General features: G+C 66.2%; 20 protein-coding genes. 5 read left to right on the forward strand and 15 right to left on the reverse strand.

Annotated elements, in window-relative coordinates; all coding sequences use genetic code 11:
• The 5 genes from ABWP92_RS00470 to ABWP92_RS00490 form a co-directional block, all read right to left on the reverse strand.
• A partial coding sequence (locus ABWP92_RS00470) for a D-alanyl-D-alanine carboxypeptidase family protein (protein ID WP_502907423.1) occupies positions 1–310 on the reverse strand: 310 nt, incomplete at its 3' end.
• A 144-nt stretch (positions 311–454) separates the two neighbouring features.
• On the reverse strand, positions 455–1,102 hold the full coding sequence (locus tag ABWP92_RS00475) for an alpha/beta hydrolase (RefSeq protein WP_353233374.1): 648 nt from the start codon (positions 1,100–1,102) through the stop codon (positions 455–457).
• Between the two features lie 100 nt (positions 1,103–1,202).
• Entirely contained in the window at positions 1,203–1,562 is a 360-nt protein-coding gene (locus ABWP92_RS00480) for a (2Fe-2S) ferredoxin domain-containing protein (RefSeq protein ID WP_353233375.1), read from the reverse strand.
• A 68-nt stretch (positions 1,563–1,630) separates the two neighbouring features.
• Positions 1,631–2,728, reverse strand: a complete 1,098-nt coding sequence (locus tag ABWP92_RS00485; RefSeq protein ID WP_353233376.1) for a VanZ family protein — start codon at positions 2,726–2,728, stop codon at positions 1,631–1,633.
• A gap of 24 nt (positions 2,729–2,752) precedes the next feature.
• Entirely contained in the window at positions 2,753–3,175 is a 423-nt protein-coding gene (locus ABWP92_RS00490; protein WP_353233377.1) for a CopD family protein, read from the reverse strand.
• 91 nt (positions 3,176–3,266) lie between these two features.
• On the opposite strand from ABWP92_RS00490, the gene hemB reads away from it, so the two are divergent.
• A complete protein-coding gene (gene hemB, locus ABWP92_RS00495) occupies positions 3,267–4,277 on the forward strand; it encodes a porphobilinogen synthase (RefSeq protein WP_353233378.1) in 1,011 nt (336 codons plus the stop codon).
• Between the two features lie 107 nt (positions 4,278–4,384).
• Positions 4,385–5,614: a magnesium transporter CorA family protein gene (locus ABWP92_RS00500; RefSeq protein WP_353233379.1), complete on the forward strand. Its 1,230-nt coding sequence runs from the start codon at positions 4,385–4,387 to the stop codon at positions 5,612–5,614.
• A gap of 14 nt (positions 5,615–5,628) precedes the next feature.
• On the opposite strand, the gene ABWP92_RS00505 is transcribed toward ABWP92_RS00500, so the two are convergent.
• Positions 5,629–6,321, reverse strand: coding sequence for a dienelactone hydrolase family protein (locus tag ABWP92_RS00505; RefSeq protein WP_353233380.1), 693 nt, complete (start codon positions 6,319–6,321; stop codon positions 5,629–5,631).
• A 146-nt stretch (positions 6,322–6,467) separates the two neighbouring features.
• On the opposite strand from ABWP92_RS00505, the gene ABWP92_RS00510 reads away from it, so the two are divergent.
• Entirely contained in the window at positions 6,468–7,214 is a 747-nt protein-coding gene (locus tag ABWP92_RS00510; protein WP_353233381.1) for an SDR family oxidoreductase, read from the forward strand.
• A complete protein-coding gene (locus ABWP92_RS00515) occupies positions 7,214–7,861 on the forward strand; it encodes a MarC family protein (protein WP_353233382.1) in 648 nt (215 codons plus the stop codon). The genes ABWP92_RS00510 and ABWP92_RS00515 overlap by 1 nt, the downstream gene beginning before the upstream one ends.
• Positions 7,862–7,878: 17 nt before the next feature.
• Here the strand turns inward: ABWP92_RS00515 and ABWP92_RS00520 are convergent, their stop codons facing one another.
• From ABWP92_RS00520 to ABWP92_RS00555, 8 genes are all read right to left on the reverse strand, one after another.
• Positions 7,879–8,385, reverse strand: a complete 507-nt coding sequence (locus tag ABWP92_RS00520; RefSeq protein WP_353233383.1) for a hemerythrin domain-containing protein — start codon at positions 8,383–8,385, stop codon at positions 7,879–7,881.
• Positions 8,386–8,569: 184 nt separating this feature from the next.
• Positions 8,570–9,376 (reverse strand): type I methionyl aminopeptidase, encoded by an 807-nt coding sequence (gene map, locus ABWP92_RS00525; protein ID WP_353233384.1) that lies wholly within the window; start codon positions 9,374–9,376, stop codon positions 8,570–8,572.
• Entirely contained in the window at positions 9,373–9,639 is a 267-nt protein-coding gene (locus ABWP92_RS00530) for a ParD-like family protein (RefSeq protein ID WP_353233385.1), read from the reverse strand. The genes map and ABWP92_RS00530 overlap by 4 nt, the downstream gene beginning before the upstream one ends.
• 76 nt (positions 9,640–9,715) lie before the next feature.
• Complete coding sequence (locus ABWP92_RS00535) at positions 9,716–10,339, reverse strand: phosphoadenosine phosphosulfate reductase domain-containing protein (protein WP_353233456.1); 624 nt, start codon at positions 10,337–10,339, stop codon at positions 9,716–9,718.
• A gap of 84 nt (positions 10,340–10,423) precedes the next feature.
• A complete protein-coding gene (locus ABWP92_RS00540; RefSeq protein ID WP_353233386.1) occupies positions 10,424–11,170 on the reverse strand; it encodes an ABC-type transport auxiliary lipoprotein family protein in 747 nt (248 codons plus the stop codon).
• A 24-nt stretch (positions 11,171–11,194) separates the two neighbouring features.
• A complete protein-coding gene (locus tag ABWP92_RS00545; RefSeq protein WP_353233387.1) occupies positions 11,195–12,184 on the reverse strand; it encodes an MlaD family protein in 990 nt (329 codons plus the stop codon).
• On the reverse strand, positions 12,184–13,077 hold the full coding sequence (locus ABWP92_RS00550; RefSeq protein WP_353233388.1) for an ABC transporter ATP-binding protein: 894 nt from the start codon (positions 13,075–13,077) through the stop codon (positions 12,184–12,186). The genes ABWP92_RS00545 and ABWP92_RS00550 overlap by 1 nt, the downstream gene beginning before the upstream one ends.
• Before the next feature lie 3 nt (positions 13,078–13,080).
• Positions 13,081–14,202: an MlaE family ABC transporter permease gene (locus tag ABWP92_RS00555; RefSeq protein ID WP_353233389.1), complete on the reverse strand. Its 1,122-nt coding sequence runs from the start codon at positions 14,200–14,202 to the stop codon at positions 13,081–13,083.
• A 416-nt stretch (positions 14,203–14,618) separates the two neighbouring features.
• On the opposite strand from ABWP92_RS00555, the gene ABWP92_RS00560 reads away from it, so the two are divergent.
• The gene (locus tag ABWP92_RS00560; protein WP_353233390.1) at positions 14,619–16,289 is read left to right on the forward strand and encodes a GMC family oxidoreductase; all 1,671 of its coding nucleotides are present in this window, start codon (positions 14,619–14,621) and stop codon (positions 16,287–16,289) included.
• A 106-nt stretch (positions 16,290–16,395) separates the two neighbouring features.
• On the opposite strand, the gene ABWP92_RS00565 is transcribed toward ABWP92_RS00560, so the two are convergent.
• The gene (locus ABWP92_RS00565; RefSeq protein WP_353233391.1) at positions 16,396–17,904 is read right to left on the reverse strand and encodes a hypothetical protein; all 1,509 of its coding nucleotides are present in this window, start codon (positions 17,902–17,904) and stop codon (positions 16,396–16,398) included.
• Positions 17,905–17,936: the final 32 nt, after the last annotated feature.

The following is a 17,936-nucleotide window of genomic DNA, read 5'->3' on the forward strand; positions in this document are numbered from 1 at the left end:
CCACCTTCACCTGCATCTTGGGATCGATGAACATGCGCGAGCCGGGCATCTTCCATGCCTTGACGCTCACGGGCAGGGTCTGCTCCAGCGTGACCTTCTTGGCACGCAACGCATCGAACACCACGTAGGCGGTCATCAGCTTGGTGAGCGACGCTGGCTCGATCTGCGCGTCGATGTCCTTGGATGCCAACACCTGGCCCGCGGTCACATCCACCAGCATGTAGTTGCGCGCGGCGATTTCAGGAGGTTGAGGAACCTGCGCCATCACCAGCGTAGGGGCCAACAGGGCGGCACATGCGAGATTTCGCATCTGAGACAGAAATGACTTCATGAGATCGGGCAATCGAGACTGACTAAACAAACAAAAAAACAGGCGGCGAACCCTCCGGCGACGGCGCCGGAAAGCGGGAGTCGAACGAACGGCAGTGCCGTGAAGCGCTTCCAGGCACCCTCATCAAGCCGCCACGCCGCAGCGCAGGTGCCGGAGCACCAGCCCCTTGAGCAACGGCAATTGTCCGTGAAAGAAATGACCGCCGCCCGGTACGACAGTAACCGGGAGTATCTGGGGGCGAGCCCAGTCCATGACCGATGAAAGCGCCACCGTATCGTCCGCCTCGCCATGAACGATCAAAGTCCGCTCATGAAGTTCCTGCGGAACGGGAGCCACGGTGAATCGGCTGGCGGCCGTTCCAACAAAGACGATCTGCTCGATCGTGCGTGTCGCGGCAAGACGCGCCACCGCATGGCTGGTCACGAACGATCCAAAAGAGAAGCCCGCGAGGGCGATCGGCCCGGTGGGCGCCACCTGCGCGATCACCGAGAGCAGATCCTCAAGCTCGCCCACGCCGTTGTCATGCACGCCCTCGGTGGCGCCGACGCCGCGAAAATTGAAGCGCACGCAATTCCAGCGGCTTTGCACGAAGGCGCGCGCCAGCGTCTGCACCACCTTGTTGTCCATGGTGCCGCCGAAAAGAGGATGGGGATGCGCCACGATGGCCACGCCGCGGGCTGTCTGGCCGGCGGCAGGAACCGCCTGATCCCGCAACGCTTCGATGGCCCCCGCGGGGCCCGTGAGAGTCAGGCGTTCAGTTTGAGCGTTCACGTCGATTCAGGAATGTGCGCCGTGCATGGCACGGCTGCGCCAGCGTGTTGAAAGAAAGGAGAGATGCCGGGCAGCGCCCGGCCCGTGCATGAGCGGCATCTCAGCGCCCCACGTCCGGGGGCGTCAGCAGGCGCTCGACCACCTTGCCATTCTTGAGGTGCGAATCGACGATTTCGTCGATGTCGCTTTCATCGACATAGGTGTACCAGGTTCCCTCGGGATAGACCACGGCGATCGGGCCGCCGGCACACCGGTCCAGGCAGCCGGATTTGTTCACCCGCACCTTTCCCGGACCAGCCAGCCCCGCGGCCTTGACCGCCGCCTTGCAGCGATCGAACGCGGCTTTCGCACCGTGATGCGCGCAACTCTCCTCGCCATTGATGCGATCGTTCAGGCAAAAGAAGATATGGCGCTGGTAGTAACCGGTCTTGCCTTCCGGTGTCTTGGTGCTGTCGCTCATGCATTCATTCTAGGGCCTGAGCGCGGGGCGCACATGGATCGCGCCGCAAGGCCTCTGCGCGGGCGGGGCTAGGCGTCGTCGTTGCGGCGCGACACCCTCAGCACGACATACACGAGGGCCGCGTAGGGCCAGACCCAGCCCAGCCACTGCGCCACCCCGTAGAAGCGGATGAAGCGTCCCTGCTCCCACGCCTGCAGCGTCTCGGCGAAATAGGCGCTGGTCGGCGCCTGGTTGAGCAGGTTCAGGTGCAGCATGAGCGCCAGCAAAAGCAGCGCCGCGCAGACGCGCCTGGGCACGGCCACCAGCAGCAGGGCCGAGACCATCCCCAGAAGCAGCCCGATGCGGGTGGGAACGCTTTGCCACTCCCAGGCATGGCTGGGTCCGTAGCTCAGCAGGAAGGTGAGCGCCGTGACCAGCACGCCGACCGCCGTGACCACCAGGGTAAAGATCACGCGGCGCGCACCCGCGCGAATGATGCAGTAGCCCAGGAGACAGGGAATCAGCAACCCCAGCATGACGGCAACCAGTTCGCCGCCAGGCGAGAGCGGCTCCATGACGTCATCGGTGACCGGCAGCCATTCGAGAAAAGGCGTGTCCGACAGCCATTCGGTGAGCGCCATCTCCAGGCGCTCCCACATCTGGCCCAGCCCGAGCGGCACCGAAGCCGGGAACAGCAGGGCCACCGGCCACATCGCCAGCAGCACCAGCCCGCCGCGCGCCTGCGGCACGAACCAGCGCTCACGAAAGCGGCTCCAGCGAGAGATCGCGCCCATCTTCTCGAGCAGCGCCGCAAGCGATGCACCCGCCAGCGTGCCAACGGCATTCAGCGCCAGGTCCATGTTGGAGGGCACGCGCCTTGGCAGGTAGATCTGCGTGAACTCCATGCACAGCGACAGCAGCGTACCCGCCACGAACGCCATCGGCACCGCCAGGCGCGGCCAGCCCGTTCTCAGCAGGGCCAGGGCGAGCAGGAATCCCAGCGGCGCATAGCCCGCGATATTGATGTTGACGTCGAACCAGGTCCAATAGGGCGGAGGAATCCGTGCAAACAGAAAAACAAGCGGATCGACACCCTGCGAGCGCCAGCCATCGAAAGGGAACAGACTGGCAAAGACGATCAGCGCCGCGTAGATCAGCGCCAGCGGCCAGGCAGAAGTCTTGTGCATGGACGATCGCGCGCGCTCGCCGCGTCAGAAGGGCTTGACCACGACCAGCAGCACGGCGGCCAGCAGCATGAACACCGGTATTTCGTTGAACCACCGGAACCACACGTGTGAGCGTCGGGACTGGCCGCGTTCGATCTTGCGCAGCATCACCAAACAGGCATGGTGGTACCCCACCACCAGCAGCACGACCAGCAGCTTGGCATGCATCCAGCCCTGGCCGCGCCCGATGCCGTAGCCCAGCCACAGCCACAGGCCCAGCAATATCGCCGGAACGGCAATGATGGTGGTGAAGCGCAGCAGCTTGCGAGCCATCAGCAGCAGCCGCTCGCGCTCGGCGATCGAGCCTTCGGGAACCATGGCGAGATTCACAAAGATCCGCGGCAGATAGAACAATCCGGCGAACCAGCTGGCGATGAAGACGATGTGAAAGGCTTTGACCCAGAGCATCGCTCCAGTGTAAGCCACCTGCCCCCCGCAATGCCGGCGCCGGGCTCCACGGGCAATACCACTTTTCCCCGATGTGGAGCACAATTTCGGGATGCATCTCTCCAATCCGACTCCCTTTCCCGTCAACCGTCCGCGCCGCCTGCGCCGCGACGCCTTCACCCGCAATCTGGTGCGCGAGAACACGCTCACGCCGCACGACCTGATCTATCCGGTATTCGTGCACGAAGGCACGAACAAGCGCGTGTCCGTGCCATCCATGCCCGGCGTGGACCGCCTGAGCCTGGATCTGCTCCTGCCGGTGGCCGAGGAATGCGTCCGGCTGGGCATTCCGGTGCTCTCGCTGTTCCCCTCGATCGAGCCGGAACTCAAGACGCCCGACGGCAAGGAGGCGCTCAACCCCGACGGCCTGATTCCGCGCGTGGTGCGCAAGCTGAAGGAGGAGTTCCCCGACCTGGGCGTGCTCACCGACGTGGCGCTCGATCCCTACACCAGCCACGGCCAGGACGGCGTGCTCGATGAGACCGGCTATATCATCAACGATGACACCGTGGAGATCCTCGTCGGCCAGGCGCTCACGCATGCCGATGCCGGCGTGGACATCGTCGCCCCCAGCGACATGATGGACGGGCGCATCGGTGCGATCCGCGAAGCGCTCGAGGCCCAGGGCCACATCCACACCCGTATCATGGCCTACAGCGCCAAGTACGCCAGCGCCTTCTACGGCCCGTTCCGCGATGCCGTGAACACGCGCGGCGCGCTCGGCAAGGCCGACAAGAACGTCTATCAGATGGATCCCGGCAACTCCGACGAGGCGCTGCGCGAAGTGGCGCTCGATCTGGCCGAGGGCGCGGACATGGTGATGGTCAAGCCCGGCATGCCCTATCTGGACATCGTGCGCCGCGTCAAGGATGAATTCAAGGTGCCCACCTTCGCATACCAGGTCAGCGGCGAATACGCCATGCTCAAGGCGGCCGCCGCCAATGGCTGGCTCGACCATGACAAGGTGATGATGGAAGCGCTGCTCGCCTTCAAGCGCGCGGGCGCGGACGGCGTGCTGACCTACTTCGCGATCGATGCCGCGAAGCTGATGAAAGCCGGCTGAACCAACAAGGCGCGCTCGCCCGCAGGGCGGACGCCCCATGGGCGGGAGCCATCCGTGGCCGCAACCGCGCCGAACAAGCCATCCAACCCGCGCCGGAGACATTGACGTTGCCTGCATCCAGCCCCGCCGCCTTCCGCATCTTCCAGGTGAGCCCCGGCGCGCCCGCGCATGAACTGTTCGAGCTGCCCGCCACGGCGCCAGAGGCCGGCTTTTTCTGGATTGCCTGCACGCGCGCCTTCCTTGGCGAGCATCTGCAGCACATCCAGGCCGCGCTGCACGCGATCTCGGGGCAGCAGCTCGAGGAGCTGCATGTCTCCGATCTGCTCAACGCGCAATTGCCATCGCACTACGACTACACATCGCAATACGACGTGCTGGTGTTCCGCCGCCTGGCGGCGGGCGGCAGGCAATTGCCGGGCGATGCGCCCGAACCCTCCGCAAGCGCCAGACAGGCGCAGGCGCGCCCGGCGGCCGGGCCGCTTCGCCGCATCCGCACCGGCGCGGTGGGCTTCGTCGTTTTCGATCAGGTGCTGCTGTCCGTGCATCCTGACGATTGCACGGTCCGCGACGCCTATGCATCGCGCCTGCTGGCGCTGAACTCGCCCGCATCCAGCACACCGGCCGCGCGGGCAGCCGCCGATGCCGCCGACCCCGGCATCCCACGGGAGACCGCGCAGCGCGACCAGCGCGCCGGTCCGCTCACCGCCGCGCGCATGCCCACCAGCCCCGCCGATGTCATGCTGCGCGTGGTGAACCTGATTGTCGACGGCTACCTCGACCTGCGCCGGGAGCTTTCGCGCCAGCTCGACCACTGGCAGGTCGAACTGCTGCGGCCCAGGGCGCGCGGCATCAACTGGACCGCGCTGCTCGAATCCCGGCTGGCGCTGCACCAGCTCGATGAAATCTGCGAAGACCAGCGTACCGCCGTGCAGGACTGGATCGACGCGCTCGAGGGCTGGCCCATGCCCGAGAGCGCCACGGGCATGCGCGAGATCGACCTGCTCAAGGTCCGCAGCCGCGACGTGCTCGAACACATCGAGCGCGTCGTGCACCACGTGCGCCGCCTGGAGCAAAGCGCGGAGACCGCGGTGCAGATGCATTTCTCGCTGCAAAGCAACCGCACCAACGACATCATGCGCACGCTCACCGCGCTCACCGCCGTGTTCCTGCCGCTGAACCTGATCGCGGGCATCTTCGGCATGAACTTCGAGTTCACGCCTCTCGTGCATCTGGCGGCGGGCTTCTGGTGGGCGCTGGGCTCCATGGCGCTGATCGCGCTGGCGCTCACGGTCATTTTCTGGCGCAAGCGCTATCTGGCGCGCACCGGGCAGGGCTGAATACCCGCCCGCGATCAGCCCAGGTGCTGCGCGAAAAACGCCTGCGTGCGCTCGTCGGCCAGGCGGGCTGCCGCCGCGTCATGGGAGCCGCGCTGGTCGCAATTGAACCCATGGTCCGCGGCGTACAGGTACACCTGGATTTGCGGGTGCGCCGCCTCCAGCGCCTTCACGCTCTCCACCGAAATGTGCGCATCCCTGTCGCCGAAATGCGCCATCAGCGGCACCTTGGGGCTGCGGGCGATTTCCTTTTCCGTCGTCATGCCGCCTCCATAGTACGGCACGGCGGCCGACAGCCCATTGAGCTCGGCTGCCGCGCGCCAGGTGAGCAGCCCGCCCCAGCAGAAACCGAAAATGCCGACCTTCCCGCCGCCGGACTCCCTGGCGGCAAAGTCGATGCATGCCTGTATGTCGGGCAGCACGCCCGCGCCCGGCAGGGCCTCGGTCCTGGCCTTGAGCGCCACTCCCGCCTTCATGTCATCGCCGGTATATCCAAGATCCACATCCGCCTGCACGCGCGAGAAAGTGGCTGGAGCCACCACCAGATAGCCGCGCGCCGCCCAGCGATCCGCCACCGAGCGGATGTGCGAATTCACGCCGAAGATTTCCTGCAGCAACACAAGCGCGCCGCGCGCCCGGCCCTCGGGCCTTGCAACGTAGGCGGGAAAGGTGAACCCGTCCGCGGAGGTGATTTTGACGAAAGCGCTCATGCGATGAAGTCTCCGAATGATTGGATGTGGATGAATAGGCAACCCGTATGGATCAAGAAAACCACAGGCTGCTGGAATAGATCGCGGGAAAACCAAGGTTTTGGCGACAATCGAATCCAATATTCGCATAAACAACGGAGATCAGCTTGAACAAGGTCGCACTCATCACCGGCGGCAGCCGGGGCATCGGCGCCGCGACGGCCCTGTTGGCCGCCAGCCAGGGCTGGGCCGTGGCAATCAACTATGTACGCCACGCCCACGCGGCCGAGGACGTGGCTCGCCAGATCCGCGATGCGGGCGGCACGGCCATGACCATCAAGGCCGATGTGTCCGTCGAAGCGGACGTCATCACCATGTTCGACACGCTGGACCATGAAATGGGCCGCCTGTCGGCGCTGGTGAACAACGCGGGCGTGGTCGACCATGCATCGCGCGTCGACCAGATGATGGGCGAGCGCCTGCGCCGCATGTTCAGCATCAACGTGCTGGGCAGCTTCTACTGCGCGCGCGAGGCCGTGCGCCGCATGAGCACGCGCTACGGCGGCGAAGGCGGCAGCATCGTGAACGTGTCCAGCGCCGCCTCGCGCCTGGGTTCGCCCAATGAGTACGTGGACTACGCCGCCGCCAAGGGCGCCATCGACGTGATGACCGTCGGCCTGGCCAAGGAGGTGGCCGCGGAAGGCATCCGCGTGAACGCCGTGCGCCCCGGGTTCATCGAGACGGAGATCCATGCCAGCGGCGGCCGCCCCAATCGCGTGCAGGAACTGGTGCCCGCGGTCCCCATGGGACGCGGCGGAACGGCCGAGGAAGTGGCGCAAAGCATCGTCTGGCTGATGTCGGACGCCTCACCGTTCACCACCATGTCATTCCTGGAGATCTCCGGAGGCCGTTGATGGATCTGAAACCGCTCATCTCGCTGCTGGCCATCGTCAATCCGCTGGCGATCCTGCCGTTCTTCATCCACTACACCCAGGGATTCAATGAAGAACAAAAGCGGCAGACGGTGCGCACCGCCGCCATCAGCACGCTCCTGGTGATTTCGGGCTGCGCGCTGCTCGGTCTCCAGGTACTGGATTTCTTCAACATATCGCTGCAGAGCTTCCAGGTCGGCGGCGGCATGCTGCTGCTCATCAGCGCCATCAACATGCTGAACGCGCGCCCGGCGGAAGACCGGCCCAACAGCGCCACGTTCGAGGCGGGGGCGGAGAAGGCGGCCATGGGCAACAGCATCGCCGTCGTGCCGCTGACCATCCCGCTGCTCACCGGGCCTGCGGCGATGTCCACCGTCGTGATCTATGCCAATCAGGCGCACACCATCTGGCAGCATCTGGTGCTGCTGGGCTATGGCCTGGTCCTGGCCCTCGCCGTCTGGATCTGCTTCTCGCTGGCAGAGCCCATCTCGCGCGTGCTGGGCAAGACCGGCATCAATGTGATGACGCGGTTGATGGGCCTGATCCTCGCGGCGCTGGCCGTCGAGGTCATGGCGGTGGGCCTGACCAAGCTGTTCCCGGTCCTGGCCACCCGCTACCCGCCGCTTTGACGCAAGGCGGCGGCGGCTCAGTGCTCCGCGCCAGCCAGCGCGACCTCATCGTCGCCCGAGGAACAGGCACCCGCGCAGCCGTGGATGAGTTCCTTGGGCAGGTTGTCCGGCGACACTACCTCGCCCGTCAGCGGGTCGTAGCCCACGCGGCGCAGGTGCAGCGCGAGCGCCGAATCCATCAGCTGCGTGTGCTGCACCGCCCAGGTCTGCAGCTCGCGGCCCATTTCGCGCAGCACGAACAGCTCGCCCTTTTCCGCGCGCTCCTGGCCTTCGCGCATGATCCTCAGGACCACCTTGTGCTGAACGCTGTGGCAATTGCTGGATGCGAACCGGGTGTCCGCCATCCAGCGGTCTTCCTGCCCGAAATGCGCGTCGGTGTGCTCCACCAGTTCTTTCCACACCGTCAGCAGCGAAGCGTCATCGGCCGCTTCGACGGCCTGCAGCAATTCGATAAATTCCTTGTGCGTGCTGTCCATCAAGGGCAGGTCCAGCGCCATTTCATCAGACCATTGCAAAGCTGTCATGGCTGTTCATTCCTTCCATCATGAGCCCGGCATCCACGCGGCGGCAAACGGCGGCGTGTCCGGGCGGCATGACAGGGTAGGAGTGCGGCGCGGCCTCAACCTTGATGCATATCAGAATCCATTGGAGCTATCGCTTTTTCGCCATGCATGAATAATGAGGCGCGGCGTGCTTTCTCCCCTCACCCTAGGGCGGCGGATAGCAGCCAGTGCCATCGGGCCAGCGCGTGAGGACGTCGTGGCCCGTCTCCGTCACCACCACCATGTGCTCCCACTGCGCGGACAGCGACTTGTCGTTGGTGATCACGGTCCAGCCGTCGCTGAGCTCGCGCGTGGCGGCCTTGCCCGCGTTCAGCATGGGCTCGATCGTGAAGATCATGCCCGGCTCCAGGACCAGCCCCTGGCCCGGCACGCCATAGTGCAGCACCTGCGGCTCGTCGTGATAGACCGTGCCGATACCGTGGCCGCAATACTCGCGCACCACGCCAAAACGCTCGCGCTGGGCGACGCTCTGAATCGCAAAACCCACGTCCCCCAGGGTCGCGCCGGGCTTGACCGCGCGGATTCCGGCAAGCAAGGCCTCGTAGGTCGCATCCACCAGCCGCCGCGCCTGATTGCCGGGCTGGCCGGCGTAGTACATGCGGCTGGTGTCGCCGATCCAGCCCTGGGGCGTGGTGACGGCCACGTCCACGTTCACGATGTCGCCATCCTTGAGGATTTCCCCGGACGAGGGAATGCCGTGGCACACGACGTGGTTCACCGACGTGCAAATGGTCTTGGGGAAGCCGCCGTAGCCTATGTTGGTGGGCACGCAATGCAGCTCGTCCACGATGAAATCGTGGCACAGCTGGTCGAGATGTTCGGTGGACACGCCCGGCTGCACATGCGGCGTCAGCATCGCCAGGACCCTGGCGGCCAGGCCGCCCGCTTCGCGCGAGAGGGCGATCTCGTCGGCGCAGCGGATCGGCACGACGCGAGGTTTTCCGCGCCTCATGAGCGGCCTCCCTTGACGAGGCGCACCAGGCCGCCGGGCGCCTGGGGTTCGCCGTCATCGCGGCAGGCATCTCCGTTCTGCAGGGCACGGGCGGCCTCGTGCAGCAGCGCGCAGATGCCCGCGTAGTTCAGCTCGGGATGAAGCTCCGCCATCTGGCCCACGCGCAGCCAGTGCTCGGCCTGGGCGTTGATGGAGCGGCTGAGCGCGGCGCTGGAGAGACGAATCTGGCCATGCAGTTCGTCGGAGATTTTGACGATTCCCATGCCCGCGATGATACGCTGAATATACGTTTCGTATATTCCCGCGCTTCAGCAGCCCCGCTTTCCCGGGGCGTATCCGTCAATGCGAAAGATGCAGCCCGCATTCGCGGTTGGCTTCGCCCTTGGTGGGGTCCACGTAGTCGAAATTGTTGGGCAGTCCGTGCTCGACGAGATATTCATGGAGCTGCTTGGAACTCCAGTGCAGCAGCGGCGCGACCTTGATCAACCCGTCCGGGTTGATGCTCACCGGCTCCATCTGCGCGCGCACCGCCGTGTCCGTCGCCCGCAGGGCGGTGAACCAGACCTCGGGCGCGGTCTCGCGCAGCGCGCGCGCGAAGGGCTCCAGCTTGACCTCCTCGGTGAAAGCCTCATGGCGCGGGTCGTCCAACGCGGGCGCCGGGCCTTCCACCGCCTCGCGGTGCGCGCGGCTGCGGCGGGGCAGGTAGATGGACAGGTTCAGGTCCAGCTTCCGGGTCACCTCGTCGGCAAAGCGATACGTCGCCTCTGTGTTGTAGCCGTTGTCCATCCAGATCACGCGCATGCCCGGCTGCGCGCGCACGCACATGTGCAGGATCACCGCCTCGAACGGCCGGAAATTGGTGGTGACGATGGCTGTCTTGCCCAGGCCCGCCGCCCAGTTGACCAGGCCCTGGGCGTCGCGGCCCAGCGTGGCGTTGATGTGGGCGATATCGATGTTCTTCATGTCTGCTTGCTGGTTCATATCCTGTCCTCGCGCATCGCGGCCGATGCGGCCGGGTCATGGGTCCAATTGTTGTCCGGGTGCGTTTCAGTGGCCGCTTTGCGCCACCCATTGCGCGATGTCATCAGCCACCTGCAGGGCGGCGTCCGACAGAGCCCCCGCGCCGCCCGCCGCGTCGGCGGAGGCGGCCGGGCGCTGCGCCACGAACACGCGCTGCGCGATCAGCTCGTCGCCCGATTTGCTCGACGAGATCAGCGAGGCACGCACGCGCACCAGCCCCACGCTGTCCTTCTCGGAGCTGAACACCTGGCTGAATTCCTCGAGTTCCGCGCGCAGGATGGTCGGCGACCTGCCGCCGGTGATCTGCTGGTCGATGTTCTCGCTGCCGAAGATCACCGCGCGGTTCTGGGCGCTCAGGCGGTCGCGCACGGCCATCTGCATGAGCGCCGCTGGCGCCTGGCTCCAGCGCGCGAGCGTATAGGGGTACAGCACCTGCGCATTCGCGTATGCAAGCCGGTAATACAGCGCGCTGCGGCCATCGGGAGGCCCCGCCGTGGCGAAGTCGGCCAGGCCGATGGGCGGCAAGGGCTGGCGCTCCTGCGCAGCGGCACCAGCGGCCCGCGCCGTCGTCAGGCCGGGGCCGAAGTCGTATACATCGGCGCGCTGCGGCGGCTGGGGCAGTATCGAGCCGCAGCCGGCCAGCAGCGCGGCCAGAGCCAGCGCGGCAAGGCCAGCGCCGGGCGCACGGACGGCCGGGCTGCGGCGCGGTGCCTGCAAGGATTCCGCGGAGCGCGGCTTGGCGGCGCGGGAAGGTGTGGCGGCGATCATGGGCATGGCATCTCTTCTCATCTCTCGGCTTCAATGGGACGCTTGCGGCACGGCGCGGGGTGCCACGAAGCCAGGTTCGCCGGGGCCTGCCGTGCCCGCGCCGGCGCCGAAGATCAGCGATTGCGGGTTGTCACTGATGCTGTCGGCGGTGCGGCCCAGGCGCTGCGCCGCGCGGCCGGTCTGCTCGGCCGCGTAGTTCAGGCGCGGCAGCGTCACGCGGCCAAAACGGTCGGCGGCGGCGGCAAGCGATTGTGCGCTGACGGCGATCTCCCTGACCGGCCCGCCCTCCTGGCTCAGGCCCTGCACGGTCTGGCCGATGTCGTCGGCCGCGCGCGCGGCGCTGTCGCCCGCCGCGCGCAGGGAGGCCAGCGTTTTCTGCGCATCGCTGGCAAGCGCGGGCACGGAGGCCAGGGCGGGATCGAGCTTGGTGGCCACCGTGTTGTCGATCCGCTTGAGCAGCACATTCACGCTGCCGGCCGCCTGGCCGAGTTCATCGAGCGCCTTGCTGAAGCGCTTCTGGTTGTCGTCGCCCAGCAGCGTGTTCAAGCGATGGGTGGCGTCGTTGACCTGCACCAGGATGTTCGGAATCTGCTCGGCGATCTGGCTGAACTGCGAAGACTGCAGCGGCAGGCGGGGAATGCCGTCCGCGCCCGGCGCGACGGGCTGCAGCGGCGACTCCGCATCGTCGAGCTGCACGTGCGCAAGTCCCGTGACGCCCTGGTAGCCGAGCGTTGCGAATGTGGTGCTGGTGATCGGCGCGTTCTCGTTCACGGCGATGCGGATCAATACGTTGCCCGCCACTTCAGGGTCAAAGCCGACCGAGGTCACCCTGCCCACCGCAACACCCTTGTAGCGCACCGCCGCCTGCGGCTGCAGGCCGGTGACGCTCTCTTTGCTGGACAGCTCGAATATCTTGTAGTCGGTCTTGTCGCGCGAGAGCCAGAGGCCGAGGCCGGCGAGCAGCGCCGCCACCACGATCAGGAAGATGCCCGCAGCCAGTGCGTGTGACTTGTTTTCCATCAGATTTCCTTGGCGGGAGACGCCGCTCGCTCCTCGGGCCCGGCGGGCGCCGCCGCCATCGCCCTGCGGCCGCGTTCTCCGAGAAAAAAGTGGTGAATGAAAGGATGATCGAACTGCACCACCTCGGCGGGCGGCCCCTCGACGATCACGCGCTTGTCGGCCAGCACGGCGACGGTGGTCGATAGCGCGAACAGCGAATCCAGGTCGTGCGTGACCATGATCACTGTCAGGCCCAGCGTCGCGTGCATGTCCTTGAGGAGTTCGCAGAACTCGTCCGAGCCATTGGGATCGAGCCCGGCGGTGGGCTCGTCGAGCAGCAGCAGCGGCGGGTCCATGATGAGAGCGCGCGCGAGCGCCACGCGCTTGATCATGCCGCCCGAGAGATCGGCCGGCATGCGCGTGGCGACCTCGGGCTTGAGGCCCACCATCTGCAGCTTGACCATGGCCGCGTCGCGCACCAGGCCGGGGGGCAGCGTGCCCTGCTCCTGCAGCGCGAAGCCGATGTTATCGATCACGTTGAACGCCGAGAACAGCGCGCCATGCTGGAACAGCATGCCCACACGGCTTGCCGCGCCTTCGGTGCTCAGCTCGGACGCCGGACTGCCCAGCACCGTCACCTCGCCCGTGGTCGGTCGGGTCAGACCCAGGATGTGGCGCAGCAGCACGGTCTTGCCCGTGCCCGAGCCGCCCACGAGCGACACGATCTCGCCGCGCCGCACCGTGAGGTTCAGGTCCTTGTGCACCGTGAAGGCGTCCTCGCCCGAGCCGAACACGGTGGACAGGCTCCGGATGTCGACCACCACCGGCGCATCCTCGGGCGGCGGCGGCGGAGCCTGCGTGAACGCGGGCCGCGACGCGCCGGCGTCCAGGTACTGCTGTCGGGCCGCGCTCATCGTTCAGAACCCCACATTCTTGAAAGCGACCGCGAACAGCGCATCCACGATGATGACCATGGTGATGGCGCTGACCACCGATGCGGTCGTTCCCTCGCCCAGGCTCTGCGTGTTCGGCTCGACGCTCAGGCCCCAGTGGCAGGCGATCAGCGCAATGAATACGCCGAACACCGCCGACTTGCTCATCGCCAGCCACAGGTTGGAAGGATTCACCGCCGCCGGCAGCGCTTCGACGAAATAAGCGGGCGAAATGTTCATCGCCACATCCGCGGCCAGCATCCCGCCCGCCAGGGCGGCCAGCGTGGTCCACAGCGCCACCAGCGGCATGGCTATGGCCAGCGCCAGCGCGCGCGGCATCACGAGGCGAAAGCCATGCGAAATGCCCATCACGCGCAGCGCATCCAGCTCTTCCGTCACACGCATCACGCCGATCTGCGCGGTGATCGCCGAGCCCGAGCGGCCGGCCACCAGAATGGCGCCCAGCATCGGTCCCAGCTCGCGGATCAACGAAATTCCAAGAATGTTCACGATGAACGCTTCCGCGCCAAACTGCCGCAATTGAAGCGACATCAGGTAAGCCAGCACCACGCCGATCAAGAAGCCCACCAGCGCCGTGATGGGCAGCGCCGTCGCCCCCGTGCGGTACAGGTGCGCAGAAATATCGCGCCAGGGCCCCTTGCGCGGCTGCGCGGCCAGACGCAGCAGATCGAACATCAACTGCCCGATCAGCTCCACCAGATGCCTGAAATGGCCCGCGGCCCTGAACAGGCCCACGCCAAGCTGGTCCAGCCGCGCGAAGAGCCACGATGGCCCCTTGGATGACGTCTGCTCCCGGCTGAACTTGGCCAACTGCCCGAAGATGTCCTGCTGCGCGGGCGTGGCCTGCAAGCCCTGCGGCATGCGCCCGCCCCAATGGTTCCACAGGATCTGCGCGCCCACATGGTCGAACCGCTCCATGTCCCGCAGATCCCATGAACCGGAGTTGCCCGCGCGCCTGAGCTCGTCCTGCAGCCGCCGCCACGCATGCCGGTCCGCGAAGGCGGCGGCCACCCACTCTCCCCGCGCCCTGACGCTGGAGGCAGTGCCTGGTTCGGCCTGTATCGACGGCGGATTCGTTGTCTGCATGTCAAAGAAGAATATGCGGCGCGGTGCCTGGCGGCGCGCGTTCGGAAAGGGTGATTCTGCACGCCTGGCGACTGTCCGGCACGACACGGGGATGTTCAGGAAAACGCGCGCATCCGCGCGGCACCGTGGCGAACGCCGGGAACACGTCACCGGAAGGCGTCCATCATTCCATAAAAAAAGGCGCCCGCGCGCCTTCAGGTCTTTTTGTGAACAACCTCTTGCAAACGCGGCACGGCCGCGGGCGCTGCCGACGCTTTGAGAAAACATCACAAATCCCGCGCTGGCCGCCGGTCGCATCAAACCCGCGCCACAAATTCAATAGCAGATCAGCACTTCCCCTCTCGACACCCGGAAGCCTTCTTGCACAATGGCTGAACGAGACACACAGGCCTGTTCAGGCAAGGCATCCGGCATCCATGAGCGACAACACGGAATTCGACTACATCATCATCGGCGGCGGCACGGCCGGCGCGCTGCTCTCCAACCGGCTCAGCGCCGACAAACAGAAAAGCGTGCTGCTCATCGAGGCGGGACGCCGCGACGACTACCACTGGATCCACATCCCGGTGGGCTATCTGTACTGCATCGGCAACCCGCGCACCGACTGGCTCTACAACACCGAACCCGATCCAGGGCTCAATGGCCGCACGCTGCGCTATCCGCGCGGCAAGACCCTGGGCGGCTGCTCCAGCATCAACGGCATGATCTACATGCGCGGCCAGGCGCGCGACTATGAACACTGGGCGCAGGTCACGGGTGACGACGAATGGCGATGGAGCAGCGTGCTCGACGCCTTTCGCCGCCACGAGGACCACTGGCGCCTGGACGACCCGGCCAAGGCCAGCGAGGCGTTCAAGCAATTGCACGGCAGCAAGAGCACCGGCGGCTCGGGCGAGTGGCGCGTGGAAAAGCAGCGCCTGCGCTGGGACATCCTCGATGCCTTCGCGCGGGCGGCGGCCGAGGCCGGCATCCCCGCCACCGACGACTTCAACCGCGGCACGAACGAAGGCGTGGGCTATTTCGAGGTGAATCAGAAAAGCGGCTGGCGCTGGAATACCGCCAAGGCGTTCCTGCGCCCCACGTGCTACGGACGCCCGAACTTCGAGATGTGGACCAACGCGCAGGCAGCCAGGCTCATCGTCGAGCCCCAGGCCGACGGTTCGCGGCGCTGCACCGGCGTGCAGGTATGGACCGGCAGGGAAATGATCACCGTGAAGGCGCACCAGGAAGTCATCCTGAGCGCGGGCGCGGTGAACTCGCCGCAACTGCTGCAGCTCTCCGGCATCGGCCCGGCGGCGCTGCTGCAAAAGCACGGCATCGATGTGGTGCGCGACCTGCCCGGCGTGGGCGCCAACCTGCAGGACCATCTGCAGATCCGCGCCGTCTACAAGGTCGATGATGTGCCTACGCTCAACGTGATGGCCGGCAGCCTCGTGGGCAAGGCGAAGATCGGGCTCGAATACGCGCTCAGGCGCAGCGGGCCGATGAGCATGGCGCCCTCGCAGTTGGGCGCTTTCACGCGCAGCAGCCCGGAGCTGGCGCACCCGAACATCCAATACCATGTGCAGCCGCTGTCGCTCGACGCCTTCGGTGAGCCGCTGCACAGCTTCCCGGCCTTCACCGCCAGCGTCTGCAACCTGAACCCGACCAGCCGGGGCTCGGTGACGATCAGGCATGCCGACTTCAAGGCCGCCCCCGCGATCGCGCCGAACTACCTCTCCACCGACGAAGACCGCAAGGTGGCCGCCGACAGCCTGCGCGTGACGCGCCGCATCGTCGCGCAACCGGCGCTGGCGAAGTATTCGCCGCAGGAATGGAAGCCGGGCCCGCAGTACCAGAGCGACGAGGATCTGGCGCGGCTCGCGGGCGACATCGCCACCACTATCTTCCATCCGGTCGGCACGACGCGCATGGGCCGCGACGACGACCCCATGGCCGTGCTCGACTCGCACCTGCGGGTGCGCGGCATCGCAGGATTGCGCGTGGTGGACGCGGGCGCGATGCCCACCATCACCAGCGGCAACACCAACTCGCCCACGCTGATGATCGCGGAGATGGCGGCGAAGTGGATTCGCGGCGGGCAGTGATGGGCAAATGAGGCCGGCGGCGCCTCCATGAAACGAAAAGGCCCTTCCGGGCCTTTGTTCCGCCTCGCGCGGGCAGCACTGTCTTGCGCGCCGCCCCTGCGATGCCTCACCTCGGCAGCGAGCCGCTGATGACGCCCGTTCGGTCGACGACGCGCTGCACGGGAATCCGGCCATGATTGCCGTTCTCGATGACTTCGTTGCGAAAACCTGTTTCCATGGCCCAGCCCATGATCGCGCCATCGTTGTAGGCGGGGGTGAAACGGTACTCGCCCCGGAAGTCCGTGCAGCGTACCGTCCCGTGCCGGGTCGTTTCATACCAGCACTGCGCGGAGCCGCTGGAATTCTTCGCCCGGCCGGCATCCACCCTGGTCAGGTCGAATACGGTGTGTTCACGTCCGCCACCTGCGCCGGCGACGAAGAACGCCCACTTGCCCAACAGCGACTCGGGCTGCGGCGCCATCACACCCACGGAGAATTTCTGCATGGGAACCCATTGCTCCGCGGGCAGAAGAATCATGCCCGTGGTCGGGGACGTGAAACGGATCTGCGCATTGCCGTCCGAGCCCGCGTCGATGCCGGTGAGCGCGTCGCTGCCGTAGTAACGGCCCCCGCGCACCTTCTGCAGCGCCACGGTGGATGAGCCGCCCTTGTACTTGCCCGAGCCGATGCGGAAAGTGGGGCTTCCGTCGGCCTCGTAGCCATAGAGCTGCACGACCAGCGTATCCAGTTGCAGATCCATCGTCAGGCCGCGCCCCGGCTTGCCCGTGTTCTCGCCGGAAATGATCCACAGGCCGGCCTCCGGCACGCTGCTGGTGGTCACTTCACCCGTGAACCAGTCCATGCTTTCGGTGTCGAACATCAATTCCATATCGCCTCGGAACCTGAGAAGCGCCAGGCGCGCGCCGACGACCCGATCCTTGCTGGATGAACCGCGCCTCGAAACAGTGCCCTCCACGCGCTGTCCATAGCGCTTGAGAGTCACCGTGGCGGACGACCAGCTATCCCACGTCATCGGGCAGGTGACCGCCGCAGTGTCGGCATTCACCTGGCATTCCCCGTCGTCGGACCACATTCTTCCGTCCGCATCGTTGATCGCGACCCCGGAAGACTCCGTGAAATAGCCGTCCATATTCTTCGTGAGCAACCACACCTCGCCCATGCCCGGCGGCAGGAACCGCCCCTGCGGCACGCCATCGAACACATAGCGGGAAATATCCACGGCCGGCTCCCCTGGGAACTTGATCGTGCCCGTGGTTGCGCTGCTGAAATCGATCCGGACTTCTCCCGCGGAGCCCACCTCCGCCGCATCGAGCGCCGGCCCGCCCAGATAACGCCCGCCTCTGTATTCCATCAACTGGCCGCTGAAACTGTTGCCGTTCATCGCCCCGGCTGCAAGATGGAACGTGGCCTCGCCGGTCGGCGCGTAGTTGTAGACGGCCATCACCAGCGTGCCGTCGCGCACCTCGATGCCCATGCCGCGTCCCGGCTGACCGTTGACCTCTTGCGTCACCACCCAGTTGCCGGGACTGACGGTGAAGTTGGAAGCGGCCATGGCCATGGAGCCCATCCATGCCAGCCCGGCGATGCACATCTTTGCCGTCAATTTCATGTCCATGCGAATTGCCCTCTCGATGATTTCGCGCGGAC

The organism is Diaphorobacter ruginosibacter, assembly GCF_040396215.1.
GTDB classification, from domain to species: domain Bacteria; phylum Pseudomonadota; class Gammaproteobacteria; order Burkholderiales; family Burkholderiaceae_C; genus Diaphorobacter_A; species Diaphorobacter_A ruginosibacter_A.

What these genes read in the sequence shown, in the direction of transcription:
- ABWP92_RS00480 (WP_353233375.1), bottom strand. Translation starts at nt 1,562, where the DNA reads ATGAGCGACAGCACCAAGACACCGGAAGGCAAGACCGGTTACTACCAG.
- ABWP92_RS00485 (WP_353233376.1), bottom strand. Translation starts at nt 2,728, where the DNA reads ATGCACAAGACTTCTGCCTGGCCGCTGGCGCTGATCTACGCGGCGCTG.
- ABWP92_RS00490 (WP_353233377.1), bottom strand. Translation starts at nt 3,175, where the DNA reads ATGCTCTGGGTCAAAGCCTTTCACATCGTCTTCATCGCCAGCTGGTTC.
- hemB (WP_353233378.1), top strand. Translation starts at nt 3,267, where the DNA reads ATGCATCTCTCCAATCCGACTCCCTTTCCCGTCAACCGTCCGCGCCGC.
- ABWP92_RS00505 (WP_353233380.1), bottom strand. Translation starts at nt 6,321, where the DNA reads ATGAGCGCTTTCGTCAAAATCACCTCCGCGGACGGGTTCACCTTTCCC.
- ABWP92_RS00515 (WP_353233382.1), top strand. Translation starts at nt 7,214, where the DNA reads ATGGATCTGAAACCGCTCATCTCGCTGCTGGCCATCGTCAATCCGCTG.
- ABWP92_RS00520 (WP_353233383.1), bottom strand. Translation starts at nt 8,385, where the DNA reads ATGACAGCTTTGCAATGGTCTGATGAAATGGCGCTGGACCTGCCCTTG.
- map (WP_353233384.1), bottom strand. Translation starts at nt 9,376, where the DNA reads ATGAGGCGCGGAAAACCTCGCGTCGTGCCGATCCGCTGCGCCGACGAG.
- ABWP92_RS00530 (WP_353233385.1), bottom strand. Translation starts at nt 9,639, where the DNA reads ATGGGAATCGTCAAAATCTCCGACGAACTGCATGGCCAGATTCGTCTC.
- ABWP92_RS00535 (WP_353233456.1), bottom strand. Translation starts at nt 10,339, where the DNA reads ATGAAGAACATCGATATCGCCCACATCAACGCCACGCTGGGCCGCGAC.
- ABWP92_RS00540 (WP_353233386.1), bottom strand. Translation starts at nt 11,170, where the DNA reads ATGCCCATGATCGCCGCCACACCTTCCCGCGCCGCCAAGCCGCGCTCC.
- ABWP92_RS00545 (WP_353233387.1), bottom strand. Translation starts at nt 12,184, where the DNA reads ATGGAAAACAAGTCACACGCACTGGCTGCGGGCATCTTCCTGATCGTG.
- ABWP92_RS00550 (WP_353233388.1), bottom strand. Translation starts at nt 13,077, where the DNA reads ATGAGCGCGGCCCGACAGCAGTACCTGGACGCCGGCGCGTCGCGGCCC.
- ABWP92_RS00555 (WP_353233389.1), bottom strand. Translation starts at nt 14,202, where the DNA reads ATGCAGACAACGAATCCGCCGTCGATACAGGCCGAACCAGGCACTGCC.
- ABWP92_RS00560 (WP_353233390.1), top strand. Translation starts at nt 14,619, where the DNA reads ATGAGCGACAACACGGAATTCGACTACATCATCATCGGCGGCGGCACG.
- ABWP92_RS00565 (WP_353233391.1), bottom strand. Translation starts at nt 17,904, where the DNA reads ATGGACATGAAATTGACGGCAAAGATGTGCATCGCCGGGCTGGCATGG.